The organism is Selenomonas sp. FOBRC9 (assembly GCF_000287655.1).
Lineage (GTDB): Bacteria > Bacillota > Negativicutes > Selenomonadales > Selenomonadaceae > Centipeda > Centipeda artemidis.
Genome location: NZ_ALJR01000028.1, coordinates 1 through 15,391 on the forward strand (window position 1 = coordinate 1; position 15,391 = coordinate 15,391).

Consider the following 15,391-nt stretch of genomic DNA (forward strand, 5'->3'; position numbering starts at 1 on the left):
TGGGGATATTCCCGTATACTACGCTCATCCTTATACGCCAAGTGAACGCGGAACTAATGAACGCCAAAACGGCATGGTACGACGCTTTATCCCAAAGGGGACCGATATTGCTTGCCTCACGCCGGACACAATTCAACAGGTAGAGGACTGGATGAATAACCTCCCCAGGAAAATCCTCGGATACGATACACCCAAAGAGCGTTTCGATTCATATGTTGCTCAATTCGCTGCCTCGTAACTTTTTCCCTACTTGTCCCACTTGCTATTGCAATTTAGGATTATCTTTTGTAATAATAAAGGGGGAAAATAAATCTATACAGTACTACTGACAAGGGAGGAGATGATGTGACGACAGAGTACAAGGCTGCCGCAATAGATACTGTTGCCGCTGTGGCAAGCGCCGGGGTAGGCATAGGAGTCGGTGCAATGTTCACTGTAGTAGCAGCCCCGGAAATTCTTGCCGTTGGAGCAGGCATCGTATTGGGAAGTATTATTGGAAAGAATATTGATAAACTTGCGGATCTTGCAAAAGACAATTATTGTGGAAAACCAAATGAAGGTAACTAAATAATATGAAGAAAGATATTAGCCTTCTTGTAGGAGTTGGCGGCGTATTGGCCGGTCGCGCATTATCAAGACAGGGAAATACGGAGTTAGAGATCGTTGTATGGTCTTTATCGGCATTGGTCGCAATCTTTTTCGGCATCTACATCTATAGAAAACATCATAATTGGATATTTCTTTTGGGATGTATACTGCTGGTTGTAGGTCTGCTGTTTCTCTATGTCCTACAGGACAGCATAGGAACCTCTCAAATTAAACTTTTGGGATTTGTTAGTGGGTTGCTCTTTTTTTCCTTCCTCGGATTGGCTTGTCTGATTACCGGTAGTCACCAAATATCGCCGCACATCATCTCTTATAAACAATGGAAATACTGGATGTTGGCTTTAGCCGGGTTTTGGCTCGTAGGCTGCGGAGGCGCAGCGGCACTGATATTTCTATGAGAAAATACTCAATTGACTTTATGGACAAGGTTTATATGGAAAGCCTTCCAATGGTTCTCTGGAATGATCTTTCGTTATAATATTTTGCAGCAAACCAAATGAAGAGTGGTAAGCAATATGAAGAAAAATATCAGTATTCTTGTGGCTGTCATTGGCGTATTTGCCGGTCGAGCTTTATCAAGATGGGGCGATGAGGGTATAGAGCTTGTATTTGTATCTTTTGCTGCCTTGGGTGTACTTTTTTTCGGCGGGTATGTCTATAAGAAAACCCATAATCGATTATTCCCTTTAGGATGCATACTGTTGATTGCTTGCCTGCCCCTTCTTGGGGTTCTGAAAGATAGTATAAACTCCTCAAATCTTATGTTCTGGGGAATATCTAGTGGAATATTGTTCCTTGGTTGTTTGGCTCTTGGATGCATGATCACCGGCGGATACCAAATGGCACCACAAAATTTATCCCGTAACCAATGGAAACACTATCTAGTAGGTCTGGCTGCGGTTTGGATTGTATGTTGCGGCGGTCTAGCTGTGCTGGCATTTTTATGAGGATTATAGATAGAGAATGAGATAAAATTCATCCGAGATACTTATGTAGAAAGAAGATTAAGGGGCGAGCACTTCTTTTGGCAACAAATAGAACCCTTTTGGTTATCGGCGGTATATTTATCGCCCGAGCCTTAGCAAGATGGGGAGGGGCAGATATAGGAACCATAGTGTTGTCTTTATCTGCCTTAGGCATTCTTTATTTTGGTATCTGCATCTACAAGAAAACGCGTAATTGGCTCTTCCTTCTGGGGTGCATTTTACTCGTTACTTGCTTCCCTTTCCTTGGGGTACTGGAGAGTAACGCAACGTCTTCTCACGTTATATTTTGGGAGATCTCCGGTATATTACTCTTTGTTTTCTGTTTAGCCTTCGGCTGTATGATCACCGGCGGTCATCAAATAGCGCCACACATTATATCCCGCAGGCAATGGAAATACTGGCTGATAGGATTATCCGGATCTTGGTTAGTATACTGTGGCGGTCTATCAGCTCTGACATTTCTATGAGAATATAGGTGTAAGGGAGAGAATTGTAATAACCGCCACAACAAATTTATGTGAAAAGCTGTATAGAGGATTTCGAGCACAATTTTCGTTACCAAATGAAGAGTGGCAAACAATATGAAGAAAGATATTAGCATTCTTGTAGGAGTTGGCGGTGTATTAGCCGGTCGCGCATTATCAAGGCAAGGAAATACGGAGTTAGAGATCGTTGTATCGTCTTTATCGGCATTGGTCGCAATCTTTTTCGGCATCTACATCTATAAAAAAATCATAATTGGATATTTCTTTTAGGGTGTATACTGCTGGTTGTAGGTCTGCTGTTTCTCTATGTCCTACAGGACAGCATAGGAACCTCTCAAATTAAACTTTGGGGATTTGTTAGTGGCGTGCTCTTTTTTGCCTTCTTCGGATTGGCTTGTCTGATTACCGGTAGTCACCAAATATCGCCGCACATTATATCCCGTAGGCAATGGAAATATTGGATGCTGACTTTAGCCGGGTTCTGGCTCTTATCGTGCGGTGGTCTGGCTGCGCTGACATTTCTATGAGAAAATACTTATGATAAAGGCTGAGATAAAATTTTATCAAAGGGACATACAGAAATAATTTTAAGGAAATTCTGTGGGGATTCTTTCGGTAAAACAAACGGCGGGAGATCAACAATATGAAGAAAGAAAATAGGATACTTTTGCTTGTCGGCGGGCTGATTGCCGGTCGAGCCTTAGCGAGATGGGGCAATACGGATCTGCAGGTCATAGTATTGTCTTTGTCTTCCTTGGTTGTACTGGCTTTTGCTGCCTATATCTATAAGAAGACACATAATCTATTATTCCCCCTGGGATGTGTACTGTTGCTTTCCGGGGTGCCACTTCTCAATGTGCTGCAGGATAGTGTAAACTCCTCGAACCTTATGTTTTTGGGAGTGTTTAGCGGGTTGTCCTTCCTTGGTTGTTTGGCTCTTGGATGCATGATCACCGGCGTTCACCAGATGGCACCACAAAATTTATCCCGTAAACAATGGAAATACTGGATGATGACTTTAGCCGGGTTCTGGCTCTTATCGTGCGGTGGTCTAGCTGCACTGACATTTTTATAAGGCATTATAATGGGGGAGAACAGCAATTAGCTTTATGGACAAGGCCTATATAGAAAGCCTTCCAATGGTTCTCTGGAATGATCTTTTTATAATATTTTGCAGCAAACCAAATGAAGAGTGGTAAGCAATATGAAGAAAAATATCAGTATTCTTGTGGCTGTCATTGGTGTACTTGCCGGTCGAGCCTTGGCGAGGCAGGGAAATATGGATATGGAAGTCATTGTATTAATTTTAGCGGCATTGCCCGTACTTTCTTTTGGCGTCTACGTCTATAAAAAACGCATACATGGTTCTTTCTTATAGGAGGCATCTTGCTGTTTGGCTGCCTACCCTTCATCAATAAATTGGGGGACATTGGAAAAGTTTCTCATGTCATGTTTTTTGGGGCTTTTAGTGTTGTATTTTTTGTTTTTTGTATGGCTATTGGTTGTCTGTTCACCGGCTGCCGTCAGATCTCACCACACGCTATATCTCGGAAAAAATGGAAATATTGTCTCATAGGATTAGTCATAACCTGGGGGCTATGCTGCGGAGGTGTAGCAGCTATGTTGTTCCTACTGGAACCGCCGCATAGATATAGTGTAGAGTAAACTTTATTGATAGGGTTACTCAGATCGATCTTAAGGAGGTTTTGGAACAACTCTTTCGATAATCTAAACGGAGGAGAATAGGGAATTGTGAAAAGAAATATCAGTATTTTTCTCGCTGTCATCGGCGTATTTATTGGTCGATCCGTATCGAGACGGGGAGATGCAGAGCTGCAGCTCATAGTAATTTCTTTAGCATTATTATGTGTACTTTTTTTCGGTCTTTATGTTTATAAGAAGTACCATAATTACCTTCTGCCATTAGGTTGCTTACTATTAATTTTATGGTTTCCTGCCTTTGAGGTAGTGCATAACACTGTAAAAACGCCGAACGCGGAGTTTTGGGCTGTTTTTAGCACACTGCTCTTTGTGTTTTTTGGGGCTTTCGGATGTATGTTCACCGGCGCACATCAGATCGCACCGCAAAATATATCTCATAAAGAATGGAAATATTGGATGCTGACTTTAGCCGGGTTCTGGCTCGTATGCTGTGGTGGTCTAGCCGCGCTGACATTTCTATGCCAAAATACTTATAAATAAAGGTCGAGATAAATTTCGTCAAAGGGGGCATACAGAAGTTTTCCTGTTTTGCTTTTGCCTGCATGATCACCGGCGGCATCAAATCGCGCCTTAAAAAACATCTCGCTTGAGTGAACGAAAAAATGAAGTAAAGGGCATCCGTCAGAAAATCACATCTGCCGGATGTCCTGTCTTTATCATATAAGAAAATAACTGTAATGGAACCGTGAAAACATTATTTCGTTACGGCGTTGTCATTTTTTACTATGATGGTTTTTTGTTCTTCAGATGCCGTCGCTTCAAGATAGATATCGACGCACGCCTTTGGCGAGACACGCACCTCTGTGCCTGCGAGGTCGATGATCGCCGTATGGTCGAACGACTCAAAGCCCTTGACAGTGAACGTTTGACCCAGCGCGAGACCAATGTGTTCGACGTATTCGAGGAGCGCCGTATTGTCCGGGATGCGCCGCATGGTATAGGTGACGCCCGGGGTGCTCTCTGAGAGCGGTACAAGCCCTGCAAGTTCCTCGGCTCGGTTGGCGAAGATCGCACCGCCGTGCGGACATGCTGCGGGGCGGTGGAGGAAGTCGTTGAGCTTTTCAAAGAGCTCGTCGCTCGTGACGCTCTGGAGGGCACTTGCCTGTGCGTGGACGTCCTTCCAGTTGAAGTTCAGCGTTTCGGTGAGAAAGTATTCCCACAAGCGGTGTTTTGAGATGATACGCTTGGCCGCGGCTTCCCCCGCGTCCGTGAGCGCAATGATATTCTTGCCGGGCGCGAGAATGCCCTCCGTCTGCATCTTTTTGATGAGCTCGGTGACGAGCGAGGGTGAGACAGAGAGCCATTGACTCAGCTCCTTGTTCGTTGCCTTCCCTTGACGGCGGTTCATCTTAAAAATCGCAATGATGAACTCTTCCCACTGCGGCTGTATTTCCATACCCATGTTGATTCCCCTAAATATAATATCTGCTGCACAGCATCCGGTAAGTCTCCGCGCCGCGCTCGGTCAGGAGGTAATAGTCGCCCGCACGTTCCAGCTCCCCTTTTGAAAGCAGTGCGTTTGTGACCGCTCGGACACGCGCCGCTCCCCATTTGAGGTGATTTCCGATCTGGGCGGCGTGGTTCTCGGGGCTGTGCAGATCCTCCGCCGTATGCTTGCCAATATGGAGGATGAACAGTTCTTGGCGGAGCAATTTCCTATTCCGTGCGCGGCGGATGTATGTCGTGACAAATCCCTTCGGATTGACGAGCAGAGCGAGCATATAGACGAGCGTATTGACAACCGCACACAGACCCGCAATAGAGGCGTTCGTATGTACGGCGATTTCATAGCCTATGATACTGTTTATCATACTAAAAATCACAGAAATAATCAAAGTCTGTGTTAAATTTTTTGTGAAAAGGAGCGCCGTCGCCGCAGGCGCGATGAAAAATGAGATGACGAGGATCGAGCCGACCGCGTCGAATGCGGCAACCGTTGTGAGCGACGTAAGGGACATGAAAGCGTAAAAGAGAATGCCCGTCGGGACGCCGATGAGTTTTGCATATTCCGTGTCAAAGGTGGAGACTTTCATTTCTTTGTAGAATACGGCAATAAAGGCGATGATGCCGACGAGCAGCCCGCCCATTTTGAACGCAGCTTTTGGAACCTCCATGCCGCCGATCTGTGCGGTGTTCAGCCCCGAGTAAATGACTTCGCCCATGAGCACCATGTCGGTGTCGAGGTGGGCATTGCCCGCAAACTTGCTGATGAGAATGACGGCAATGGCGAAGAGGAGCGGGAAGACGACGCCGATGGCATCGTCGTATTTGATGAGATGCGTCTTGCCGAGCATCTCCACGAGCGAGACCGTCACAACGCCCATAATGGCGGCGCCGAATAAGAGCCACGGGGAACCGAGGTCATAGGTTGCAAAGAACGCGAGCACGATGCCGAGGAGAACCGTGTGACTGATTGCGTCCGACATCATCGACAGGCGGCGCAGGATGAGGAACACGCCGAGCGCGGAACATGCGGCGGCGGTGAGGAGCAGTACGAGCAATGCGTCATCCATGATGTTCCCTCCGCCGGAGCAGACTGCCAAGAATGCCTTTGGGACCGAGTAGTATGGAGAAAAATGCGATGAGACAGGCGGCGAGAATAATGCATGGCCCCGTGGACATTCCCTGCTGTGCCGTACTGATATAGGTTCCGATAAAGGCGGAGGCTGCGCCGATACCGCTGCTGATGAGGAGGACATGTAAGAAGTTGTTGGACCATTGATTTGCGGCGACACAAGGAATGATGAGGAAAGAGCTGATGAGAATCGCACCGACCGCCTTGATGCCGATGCCGATGACCGAGATTGTCATGACGAGCAGGAGGACGTTCAGCAGGCGGCAGGGAAGTCCTGCGACACGCGCATATTCCGCATCAAAGACAAAGAGCTTTAATTCCTTATAGAATGCGAGGAGGATGAGGAGGCAGAGGAGCGATACGCCGGTAATGAGCATGACATCGACCTCGAGCATGTATGCCGCCTGTCCAAAGATATAGGTGCCGAGCCCTGCCTGTGATGCGCCCGCATAGTCCGGATTGCCCTGAATAAAGCTCTTGAGCGCCATGCCGAGACCAAAAAAACCGGAGAGAAAGATCGCAAGGTTCGCATCAAGACCGAGACGCTTGTCCTCATGCGCGAGCTGGATCAGCGCATAGCTCGCCGCACCCGCTGCGATCGCTCCGCAGAGGAGGACGACGGGACTGCGTGTGGCAAAGACCATATAGGCGAGAATGATGCCGGGAAATGTTGAGTGTCCGATGGCATCGCCGATGAGACTTTGACCCTTGTAGACACTGAACGCGCCAACGGAACCGGCGGTAACAGCGAGAACAACGCTGCCGAGTGCGATGATTTGAAAGGTGTAATTGAATAGAATGTCCATCGTTTACTCCTTCATCCGATAGGCGCGGGCGAGGGCGTCATCCTTATCGAGATGCGCCATATAGTCACATGCCTTGACTGTGCGGTTGAGGACGATGAGGAAGTCAAAATAGCTGTCGAGCGTGCCGAGGTCGTGATGTACCGCGACGACGGTTTTGTGCGCGCGCTGCAGATCCAAAAATTTGTCCATGATGATGCGTTCCGTCGTCTCGTCGACGCCCGCAAGCGGCTCGTCCATGATGTAGAGATCTGCATCCTGCGCGAGGGCGCGCGCGATAAAGACGCGCTGTTTTTGACCGCCGGAGAGCTCCGAGATCTGGCGGTCGGAATAATCAGCCATCTTCATCTTTTCAAGGGCATCGAAGGCAAGCTCTTTGTCCAGTTTTCCGGGGCGCCGTATCAGACCGATATGCGCGTAACGTCCCATCAGCACGACGTCAAAGACCGTTGTCGGGAAGTCCCAGTGTACCGAGCCTCGTTGGGGAACATAGGCGATACGCTTGCGTACCTCATCAAGTGGGTGCCCCCATAGACGCACCTCGCCTGAAACCGGAGCGAGGAGCCCTAGAATGCCGTTGAGCAGCGTGGACTTGCCTGCGCCGTTGGGCCCCACGATTGCACAGCGTACCTCTCCCGGAATATCAAGATCGATGTCCCAAAGTACGGGCGTCTCACGATACGCCATCGTAAGATCTTCCACATGGACGACACTTTTATTTTTATCCATCGCGTTCCTCCTTGAACAAAAAGAGGCGGGATCTTTCCCGCCTCCGGCAAAAATTCTTACTTCAGATGGCTGACGATCAGATCGACATTGCTCTTATACATATCGATGTAAGTGTCGCCCTTCTGTCCGGCGGGTGCGAGTGAATCGGAGAAAAGTTCGTTGCCTTCGCCGCCCACGATCTCAACGTCAAAACCCTTCGTTTTGCAGACCTCCTGCAGTTTCTTCATGCGCTCCGGATTCGTCGTGCTCTCTGCGAACACCGCCTTGACCTTGTGCTCGACGATGAAGTTCGCCGTCTTTTCAACGTCCGCGTTCGCAACCTCGGAATCGGTGCTGACGCCCTGCGGGGCAACGACGTTCATGTGGTAACGATGCGAGAAATAATTGAACGCGTCATGCGGCGTGACGAGATTGCGCTGTCCCTCCGGGATGGTCGCGATTTTTTCCTTGATCTCATTGTCGAGCGCATCGAGCTGACCAAGATACTTCTTGAGATTTGCCTCGATGTCCGCCTTATGATCGGGGAGGAGCTTTTCAAGCTGTGCGGCGGCTTCTTCCGTCGCCTTTTTATAGAGTGCGACGTCGAACCAGAAATGGGGGTCGACAATGCGCTTGCCGTCCTCCTCCATGTAGTTGATTTCGCTGTCCGTGAAATTCTTTGTCACGGCGGCGCCCTTCTTTTCGAGCACTTCCGCCATCTTGCCCTCGAAGTGCAGACCGTGATAGAGGAGAAGATCCGCTTTCTTGATCTTCTCGAGGTCGGCAGGCTGGGCCACATAGAGATGCGGATCCTCACCCGCAGGGATGATGAGCTCGATGTTCACATAGTCGCCTGCGAGCTGCTTCGTCATATCCTCAAGGAACGAGGTCGTGACCGTGACCGTTTTCTTCGCATCCGCCGGCTTATCTCCGGCGCTTTTATCCGCAGAAGTTCCGCCGCATCCGCTCACAAGGGACGCGAGGAGAAAACAACATGCGAGAAGTACATAAACAAAACTTTTTTTGTGCTGCATGGGCTGCACCGTCCTTTCTTTTTTCAGATTATAGCGATATTTTTTTGATTTGTAAATAAGAAATTCATACTTATGAAAAATATTTTTTACAATAGAAAAATATGGGAGAGGAGCAAGCCGACATACATAAAATTGGGGCAGGACGTAAAAAGAATCATGTCCTGCCCCAATTTGAGTATGCAGTGTCATTTAGATGATGAAACGGGAGACAGTGTCTCTGCGATCCGTGCCATATCCTTCGGCAGGGGAGATGCGACGGTGAGCAACTCCCCCGTGCGCGGCAGGCGCAGGGAGAGCCGTGCGGCGTGGAGAGCGTGACGCGCGATCTCGTCCGTGTTGCCGCCGTAGAGGTCGTCGCCGAGCAGGGGGTGTCCGAGATGCGCGAGATGCACGCGAATCTGATGCGTGCGCCCGGTCTCAAGGGTCAGCCGCAGGAGACTGTATCTCCCCGTCGTTCGCTCCGTCGTGTAATGTGTCCGCGCGGGCTTCCCGGCGGGGGCGACGCGGCGCAGGATGATGCTCGGCAGGGCACGCGCAATGGGCGCGTCGATGATGCCTGACGCAGGCGTTAATCGCCCCTCGATGAGCGCGAGGTATGCGCGCCGCACGGCGTCCCGATGCTTCGTAAAGTAATACTGCACTTCGGGACGTTTTGCGATGAGGAGCAGTCCCGTCGTGTTGCGGTCGAGCCGGTGACACGGGTGAAAATCAAGCGTGTCGCCGCGCGACGCATAGAGTCCGTGCACGGCGTTCGCGATCGTGCCGCGTGTTTCCTGCGTCGTCGGATGAACGAGCATTCCGGCGGGCTTATCGAGGATGAGCAGATCATCGTCCTCATACGCGATCGTAAGCGGGAGCTCTTCGGGGGTGACTGTAGAGATGATAGGAAGCGCATAGGAAAGCACATCCCCGTCCCGGACGGCGGTGCGCGCCGCGATGGCGGGGACGCCGTTGTGCGAGAATGTGCCGCTGTGCTTGATGCGCTTCCAGAGACCGCCGGAGACGCCGCATTTTTTCGTGAGATATGCTTTTGCAGGCATCTCTTCACCGGGCGGCAGGGAGATGTGAATCTCTGTCATTCGCCTGAGATTTGCCGCGATCGGCGCAGTGCGAAGATGATGCGGAAGGAGACGGAGAGGATGATGGCGATGACCGTTGCGAGCGACATGCCGCGCAGGATGACGGTGCCGATTGTCAGGCTTGCCGTTGAGACGCCGACGCCCATGACGATGGAGGTGAGGAGGAGGTTCATCGGATTGTTGTAGTCCACCTTTGCCTCGACGAGGATGCGGATGCCCGAGGCGGCAATGACGCCGAAGAGCAGCATCGAGACGCCGCCCATGACGGGCGTCGGGATGCTCTGGATGAGCGCGGCGAGTTTGCCGAGACACGAGAGCAGGATGGCAAAGACAGCGGCGCCGCCGATGACCCATGTGGAGTAGACTTTCGTGATGGCGAGGACGCCGATGTTCTCCCCGTACGTTGTGTTCGGCGTCGAGCCGAAGAACCCGGAGAACACGGTCGAGATGCCGTTGCCGAGGAGCGAACGGTCAAGCCCGGGGTCTTTTGTGAGATTGCGCCCGACGATATTGCCCGTGACGATGAGGTGACCGATGTGCTCCACGACGACGACGATGGAGGCGGGCAGGATGATGAGGATGGCGCGCAGATCAAATTCCGGTGTGTAGAGCGTCGGGATGGCGAACCACGGCGCGCTTTCCACATTCGAAAGATCGACGATCCCCGCGGCGAAGGCGATGACATAGCCAAGCACGACGCCGATCAGGATGGGGATGATGGAGAGAAAGCCGCGGAACGCGATGGATGCAAAGATGGTAATCGCAAGCGTTGCGATGGAGACAAAGATGACCGTGGGATTGGTCTTGTCTCCCGTGAGTCCCGCCATGCCCGCCGCCGTCGGCATCAGCTCGAGTCCGATGACCGCGACGATCGCGCCCATCGATGCGGGCGGGAAGATGACGTCGATCCAGCTCGTCCCCGCAGTATGAACGAGGAGACTCACGAGACAGAACACGGCGCCGACGACGATGAATCCGCCGAGCGCAGCCTCGTAGCTGTACTCCGAGAGCACGAGAAAGACCGGCGAGAGGAATGCAAAGCTTGAACCGAGGTATGCGGGGATTTTCCCTTTGCAGAGAATCAGATAGAAGAGCGTGCCGATGCCGTTGAAGAGCAGCACCGTCGCGGGGTTGACGTGAAAGAGAATCGGGACGAGCACCGTCGAGCCGAACATCGCGAAGAGATGCTGCAGGGACAGCGGAATCGTTTGGAGGAGCGGCGGGCGCTCCGTCGTATCGATGGCTTTTTGTGACATGAGGAATCCTCCGTTTCCGATGAAGAATAGGACGAGTATCATATATGTTTCCAACCAAATAATTTAGCACAGAACCCGTCGCTTGTCGAATTTATTTTATAATATTATGGAAGGGGGGGATCCCCCCGATTTTCAGGCAAGCGGGCATGTATCCAAGCTCCTTTTCCTTGACGCGCGGGGGCGGCGCTTGTATAATAAATGCTGCAAACATTGAGAACTGAGGAGGAATTTCCTTGACAAAAGTTTTGGTCAGCGGCGCATGCGGCCGCATGGGACGCGCAGTACTGAGAGCGGTTATTGATGACACCGATCTTGAGCTCGTCGGTGCGGTTGACATCAGCGGCGGCGCGGATACAGGAGAACTGGCGGGCACGGGGAAAAACGGCGTGCTCGTGGAGACCAATCTGGCGGCGGCGCTGAAGCGTCTGAAACCTGAAGTCATGATCGACTTTACACGTCCGGACGTCGTCTATGGGAACGTCCTCACAGCGCTCTCGCATAAGGTCTCGCCTGTGGTCGGAACAACGGGGCTGTCAGATGCCCAAAAGGCGGAGATTAAGGCGGCGGCAGAGGCGAATGATACGCCTGCGTTTATCGCACCGAATTTTGCGATCGGCGCCGTTCTGATGATGCTGATGAGCCGTATGGCGGCAAAATATATGCCCGATGTGGAGATCATAGAGCTCCACCATGACAACAAACTCGACGCGCCGTCGGGGACGGCGGTGCAGACGGCTGCCATGATCGCCGAGGTGCGCGCCCCCCATGTGCAGGGGCATCCGGATGAGGAAGAGAAGATTGCGGGAGCTCGCGGTGCGGCGTACGAGGGGATGCGGATTCACAGTGTTCGCCTGCCGGGCTATGTGGCGCATCAAGAGGTCATCTTTGGCGGTCTCGGGCAGACACTTTCGATCCGCCACGATTCTCTGAATCGCGAATCGTTCATGCCGGGGGTTGTGCTCGCGGCAAAGAAGGTGCGCGGACTCAAGTCGCTTACCGTTGGACTTGATAAATTGCTGTAAGGGGATATGGTCATGAAGAAATATCGCGTGGCAATTCTCGGCGCAACAGGCGCCGTCGGTCAGGAGTTTCTGAATCTCATCGAAGAGCGCAAATTTCCATTTTCGGAGCTGCGTCTCCTCGCATCCAGCCGCTCGGCGGGCAAGAAAATCGCGTTCATGGGCGAGGAGTATACAGTACAGGAGGCAGCGGCAGAGTCCTTTGCAGGGATTGACATCGCCCTCTTTGCAGGCGGGGCGGCGAGCGCAGAGTTCGCACCGCATGCGGTAAAGGCGGGCGCAGTCGTCATCGACAACTCGAGCACATTCCGGATGGATCCGGAGGTGCCGCTTGTCGTGCCCGAGGTCAACCCGCAGGCAATCGCACGCCACAAGGGCATCATCGCAAATCCGAACTGCTCGACCATCATTATGGTAATGGGGCTGAAGCCTCTTTACGACCTCGCCAAGATCCGCCGCATCGTCGTTTCCACCTATCAGGCAGTCTCGGGCGCGGGCAAAGAGGGGATGGCGGAGCTCGAGGAACAGGTCGCCGCGCTCGCTGAGGGGAAGGAAGCCGTTGCAAATATCCTGCCCGTCGGCAAGCTGCCAAAGCACTATCCAATCGCATTTAATCTCATCCCGCAGATCGATGTTTTTAAGGATAATCTCTATACCAAAGAAGAGATGAAGATGATCGACGAGACGAAGAAGATCATGGAGGATGATACGCTGCGCATCACGGCAACAACGGTGCGTGTCCCGGTCTATCGCAGTCATGCCGAATCCGTCAATGTTGAATTCAAAGAGCCCATCTCAATCGATGCGGCGCGCAGTGCGCTTGCGGCATTCCCGGGCGTTGTCCTGCATGATGATCCGAGCGCGCAGGAGTACCCCATGCCGCTTTACACCTCCGGCAGGAACGATGTTGAGGTCGGGCGGCTGCGCGTCGACGAGTCTGCGGACAACGCGCTGAATTTCTGGATCTGCGGTGATCAGATCCGCAAGGGGGCGGCGCTGAATGCGCTCCAAATCGCAGAGTATATGATTGCACATGATCAAATCTAAATAACGATATTTTCGCAGCCGTCGCGTTGGAACAAAAATGCGGCGGTTTTTTTATGCAAAGGCGCGGGACGTTAAATTGCGCTCCGCGCCTTTTATCATGCGCTTTTTGATGATTTTTTATAAATTGTATACGCGAAAAAAGAATATCTGTTTTCTTGAAAAACTCCTTTATTTTTGCTATAACTGTAAGGAAAGTGGTGAATTGTGGTGGAAAGTGCCATAATGTGGTAAAAGAATTCTGAAAGGTGGTGCGGCTCGGATGTTCATGGGGGAATACGCCCACAGCATTGATGCGAAGGGCCGCGTCATTCTGCCTGCCGACTTTCGGCAGGAACTCGGGGTTTCATTCATCATCACAAAGGGACTCGACGGCAGTCTCTTCCTGTTTCCGCAGGCGGCGTGGGACGAGTTCGCGGCAAAGCTGCGCACGTTGTCGATCGCCGATCCGAACGCACGTGCATTCGCGCGCTTCTTTATTGCCGGCGCACGCACGCTTGAATGCGATAAGCAGGGGCGGTTCCTCGTTCCCGCGAATCTGCGCACCTATGCGAACATCGGACTGAAGCAGGACGTGATCCTCACGGGTGCCGATGCGCGCATCGAGGTGTGGGACAAGGAGAAGTGGCTCAGCTACGCGGGCGAGGTGGATCCGAACATCACGGAGATCTCAAAGCAGCTCTCGAGCTACGGCATTTCGATTTAGGGGAACGGCATCGTGGAGTTTCATCATGTGAGCGTTCTCCCCGCCGAGACGGTCGCGGCGCTCGCCGTCGTGCCGGAAGGCACCTATGTGGACTGCACGCTCGGCGGTGCGGGACATGCGGGGCGCATCGCGGCACAGCTCTCGCCCGCAGGGCGCCTCATCGGTATCGATCAGGACGAAACGGCGATCGCGGCGGCGCAGGTGCGGCTCGCATCCGCTGCGTGCCGGGTGTCGCTCGTGCACGATAATTTTCGCAATCTGACGGCGATCCTCACGGCGGAGGGCGTTTCGGCAGTCGACGGCATTCTCTTCGATCTCGGCGTCTCCTCGCCGCAGATCGATACGGCGGCGCGCGGCTTCTCCTACATGCAGGATGCGCCGCTCGACATGCGCATGGATCGGCGGGCGGTGCGCTCGGCACACACGGTTGTCAACGAGTACAGCGCGGCGCGTCTCACGGAGATCTTTTACACCTACGGTGAGGAGCGCTGGGCAAAGCGCATCGCCGCGTTCATTGAGGCAGCGCGCAAAGAACGTCCCATCGAGACGACAGGCGAACTTGTCGAGATCATCGACCGTGCCGTGCCGAAGAAGGTGCGCGCAAAGGGCGGGCATCCCGCCAAGCGCGTCTTTCAGGCGATCCGCATCGAGGTCAACGAGGAACTGACGATTCTATCGGATGCGGTGACGGCTGCTGTGCACGCGCTGAAACCGGGCGGGCGGCTCGCGGTGATCACGTTCCACTCGCTCGAGGATCGCATTGTCAAGCGCACGATGCAGCAGCTCGCACGCGGTTGTATCTGCCCTCCGCATACGCCTGTCTGTATCTGCGGACATACGCCGGAACTGCGGCTCATCGGCAAGGCGCAGACGGCAAGCCTCGCGGAGTGCGCGGTGAATGCGCGGGCGAAGAGTGCAAAGCTGCGCGTCGCGGAAAAGTTATAGCAATTATTTTTGAATTAAAGTTTGACCGGAAAGAAGGTGACGCAGATGCCGGCACACAAATACGATCCCTATGTATACGACATACCGGCAGAGCCGGTGCCCGAACCTCGGATTGAGGTGCCGCGCGAACCGCTTCTGCGCCGTAAACTGAATACGAATCTGCGGAATTGTCTGCGCGCCATCTTCTTTCTCATTGCACTCGGGGCGATGGTCGTGACACTGCTCGGCGGCATCGGGGCGAAGAACGGTTACACGCTCCTTGAGACGCAGCAAAAGGCGGAGCAGCTCGAGCAGGAGAACGAGCGGCTGAAAATCGAGATTGCACAGCTCAAATCCCCCGCACGCATCGAGGCGATCGCAGTGCAGGAGCTGAACATGCAGATTCCGCAAAAAATGTATTTTTCGCATGAAGGGGAATGATTG

At 52.5% G+C, this 15,391-nt stretch carries 20 protein-coding genes; 13 read left to right on the forward strand and 7 right to left on the reverse strand.

The genetic code is table 11. From position 1 onward, the window contains the following. From HMPREF1147_RS12285 to HMPREF1147_RS07175, 8 genes are all read left to right on the forward strand, one after another. The coding region (locus HMPREF1147_RS12285; RefSeq protein ID WP_369791746.1) for a transposase at window positions 1-238 on the forward strand (238 nt) is incomplete at its 5' end. Window positions 239-345: 107 nt separating this feature from the next. After that, window positions 346-567 (forward strand): hypothetical protein, encoded by a 222-nt coding sequence (locus HMPREF1147_RS07160; RefSeq protein WP_037351285.1) that lies wholly within the window; start codon window positions 346-348, stop codon window positions 565-567. A gap of 5 nt (window positions 568-572) precedes the next feature. After that, window positions 573-1,004, forward strand: coding sequence for a hypothetical protein (locus HMPREF1147_RS07165; protein ID WP_037351286.1), 432 nt, complete (start codon window positions 573-575; stop codon window positions 1,002-1,004). A 117-nt stretch (window positions 1,005-1,121) separates the two neighbouring features. Continuing rightward, a complete protein-coding gene (locus tag HMPREF1147_RS11930; RefSeq protein ID WP_083839955.1) occupies window positions 1,122-1,553 on the forward strand; it encodes a hypothetical protein in 432 nt (143 codons plus the stop codon). A 620-nt stretch (window positions 1,554-2,173) separates the two neighbouring features. Further along, on the forward strand, window positions 2,174-2,347 hold the full coding sequence (locus HMPREF1147_RS12290) for a hypothetical protein (protein WP_232208065.1): 174 nt from the start codon (window positions 2,174-2,176) through the stop codon (window positions 2,345-2,347). A 373-nt stretch (window positions 2,348-2,720) separates the two neighbouring features. Continuing rightward, a complete protein-coding gene (locus HMPREF1147_RS07170) occupies window positions 2,721-3,152 on the forward strand; it encodes a hypothetical protein (RefSeq protein ID WP_037351287.1) in 432 nt (143 codons plus the stop codon). 129 nt (window positions 3,153-3,281) lie between these two features. Further along, window positions 3,282-3,455 carry a hypothetical protein gene (locus HMPREF1147_RS12055; protein WP_009658326.1) on the forward strand — a complete coding sequence of 58 codons (174 nt, stop codon included), beginning with the start codon at window positions 3,282-3,284 and terminating at the stop codon, window positions 3,453-3,455. Window positions 3,456-3,829: 374 nt separating this feature from the next. Further along, window positions 3,830-4,279, forward strand: a complete 450-nt coding sequence (locus HMPREF1147_RS07175) for a hypothetical protein (protein ID WP_037351288.1) — start codon at window positions 3,830-3,832, stop codon at window positions 4,277-4,279. Between the two features lie 214 nt (window positions 4,280-4,493). Here the strand turns inward: HMPREF1147_RS07175 and HMPREF1147_RS07180 are convergent, their stop codons facing one another. From HMPREF1147_RS07180 to uraA, 7 genes are all read right to left on the reverse strand, one after another. Continuing rightward, complete coding sequence (locus HMPREF1147_RS07180) at window positions 4,494-5,201, reverse strand: metal-dependent transcriptional regulator (RefSeq protein ID WP_009658319.1); 708 nt, start codon at window positions 5,199-5,201, stop codon at window positions 4,494-4,496. Between the two features lie 10 nt (window positions 5,202-5,211). Further along, entirely contained in the window at window positions 5,212-6,312 is a 1,101-nt protein-coding gene (locus tag HMPREF1147_RS07185) for a metal ABC transporter permease (RefSeq protein ID WP_009658365.1), read from the reverse strand. After that, on the reverse strand, window positions 6,305-7,180 hold the full coding sequence (locus HMPREF1147_RS07190; protein ID WP_009658307.1) for a metal ABC transporter permease: 876 nt from the start codon (window positions 7,178-7,180) through the stop codon (window positions 6,305-6,307). Before HMPREF1147_RS07190 ends, HMPREF1147_RS07185 begins: the two co-directional genes overlap by 8 nt. A gap of 3 nt (window positions 7,181-7,183) precedes the next feature. Continuing rightward, window positions 7,184-7,906: a metal ABC transporter ATP-binding protein gene (locus tag HMPREF1147_RS07195; protein ID WP_009658370.1), complete on the reverse strand. Its 723-nt coding sequence runs from the start codon at window positions 7,904-7,906 to the stop codon at window positions 7,184-7,186. A gap of 56 nt (window positions 7,907-7,962) precedes the next feature. Beyond that, on the reverse strand, window positions 7,963-8,919 hold the full coding sequence (locus tag HMPREF1147_RS07200; protein ID WP_037350380.1) for a metal ABC transporter solute-binding protein, Zn/Mn family: 957 nt from the start codon (window positions 8,917-8,919) through the stop codon (window positions 7,963-7,965). A gap of 185 nt (window positions 8,920-9,104) precedes the next feature. Beyond that, window positions 9,105-9,998, reverse strand: a complete 894-nt coding sequence (locus HMPREF1147_RS07205) for an RluA family pseudouridine synthase (protein ID WP_009658317.1) — start codon at window positions 9,996-9,998, stop codon at window positions 9,105-9,107. Beyond that, window positions 9,995-11,254 (reverse strand): uracil permease, encoded by a 1,260-nt coding sequence (uraA, locus tag HMPREF1147_RS07210; RefSeq protein ID WP_009658392.1) that lies wholly within the window; start codon window positions 11,252-11,254, stop codon window positions 9,995-9,997. Before uraA ends, HMPREF1147_RS07205 begins: the two co-directional genes overlap by 4 nt. 233 nt (window positions 11,255-11,487) lie before the next feature. Here uraA and dapB point away from each other — a divergent pair, with 233 nt between their 5' ends. From dapB to HMPREF1147_RS07240, 5 genes are all read left to right on the forward strand, one after another. Beyond that, on the forward strand, window positions 11,488-12,276 hold the full coding sequence (dapB, locus tag HMPREF1147_RS07215; RefSeq protein WP_009658318.1) for a 4-hydroxy-tetrahydrodipicolinate reductase: 789 nt from the start codon (window positions 11,488-11,490) through the stop codon (window positions 12,274-12,276). Between the two features lie 12 nt (window positions 12,277-12,288). Then, window positions 12,289-13,320: an aspartate-semialdehyde dehydrogenase gene (locus tag HMPREF1147_RS07220; RefSeq protein ID WP_037351289.1), complete on the forward strand. Its 1,032-nt coding sequence runs from the start codon at window positions 12,289-12,291 to the stop codon at window positions 13,318-13,320. Between the two features lie 259 nt (window positions 13,321-13,579). Then, complete coding sequence (gene mraZ, locus HMPREF1147_RS07230) at window positions 13,580-14,023, forward strand: division/cell wall cluster transcriptional repressor MraZ (RefSeq protein ID WP_009350750.1); 444 nt, start codon at window positions 13,580-13,582, stop codon at window positions 14,021-14,023. 12 nt (window positions 14,024-14,035) lie between these two features. Further along, window positions 14,036-14,968, forward strand: coding sequence for a 16S rRNA (cytosine(1402)-N(4))-methyltransferase RsmH (gene rsmH / locus HMPREF1147_RS07235; protein ID WP_009658331.1), 933 nt, complete (start codon window positions 14,036-14,038; stop codon window positions 14,966-14,968). Window positions 14,969-15,013: 45 nt separating this feature from the next. Beyond that, complete coding sequence (locus tag HMPREF1147_RS07240; RefSeq protein ID WP_009658349.1) at window positions 15,014-15,388, forward strand: cell division protein FtsL; 375 nt, start codon at window positions 15,014-15,016, stop codon at window positions 15,386-15,388. Window positions 15,389-15,391: the final 3 nt, after the last annotated feature.

Excerpts from the sequence above, each read along its gene's own strand:
- HMPREF1147_RS07165 (WP_037351286.1), top strand. The coding sequence starts at position 573 with ATGAAGAAAGATATTAGCCTTCTTGTAGGAGTTGGCGGCGTATTGGCC.
- HMPREF1147_RS07200 (WP_037350380.1), bottom strand. The coding sequence starts at position 8,919 with ATGCAGCACAAAAAAAGTTTTGTTTATGTACTTCTCGCATGTTGTTTT.
- HMPREF1147_RS07205 (WP_009658317.1), bottom strand. The coding sequence starts at position 9,998 with ATGACAGAGATTCACATCTCCCTGCCGCCCGGTGAAGAGATGCCTGCA.
- HMPREF1147_RS07170 (WP_037351287.1), top strand. The coding sequence starts at position 2,721 with ATGAAGAAAGAAAATAGGATACTTTTGCTTGTCGGCGGGCTGATTGCC.
- mraZ (WP_009350750.1), top strand. The coding sequence starts at position 13,580 with ATGTTCATGGGGGAATACGCCCACAGCATTGATGCGAAGGGCCGCGTC.
- HMPREF1147_RS07185 (WP_009658365.1), bottom strand. The coding sequence starts at position 6,312 with ATGGATGACGCATTGCTCGTACTGCTCCTCACCGCCGCCGCATGTTCC.
- HMPREF1147_RS12290 (WP_232208065.1), top strand. The coding sequence starts at position 2,174 with ATGAAGAAAGATATTAGCATTCTTGTAGGAGTTGGCGGTGTATTAGCC.
- HMPREF1147_RS07190 (WP_009658307.1), bottom strand. The coding sequence starts at position 7,180 with ATGGACATTCTATTCAATTACACCTTTCAAATCATCGCACTCGGCAGC.
- HMPREF1147_RS07240 (WP_009658349.1), top strand. The coding sequence starts at position 15,014 with ATGCCGGCACACAAATACGATCCCTATGTATACGACATACCGGCAGAG.
- HMPREF1147_RS07220 (WP_037351289.1), top strand. The coding sequence starts at position 12,289 with ATGAAGAAATATCGCGTGGCAATTCTCGGCGCAACAGGCGCCGTCGGT.
- HMPREF1147_RS07180 (WP_009658319.1), bottom strand. The coding sequence starts at position 5,201 with ATGGGTATGGAAATACAGCCGCAGTGGGAAGAGTTCATCATTGCGATT.
- HMPREF1147_RS07195 (WP_009658370.1), bottom strand. The coding sequence starts at position 7,906 with ATGGATAAAAATAAAAGTGTCGTCCATGTGGAAGATCTTACGATGGCG.
- HMPREF1147_RS11930 (WP_083839955.1), top strand. The coding sequence starts at position 1,122 with ATGAAGAAAAATATCAGTATTCTTGTGGCTGTCATTGGCGTATTTGCC.
- uraA (WP_009658392.1), bottom strand. The coding sequence starts at position 11,254 with ATGTCACAAAAAGCCATCGATACGACGGAGCGCCCGCCGCTCCTCCAA.
- HMPREF1147_RS12055 (WP_009658326.1), top strand. The coding sequence starts at position 3,282 with ATGAAGAAAAATATCAGTATTCTTGTGGCTGTCATTGGTGTACTTGCC.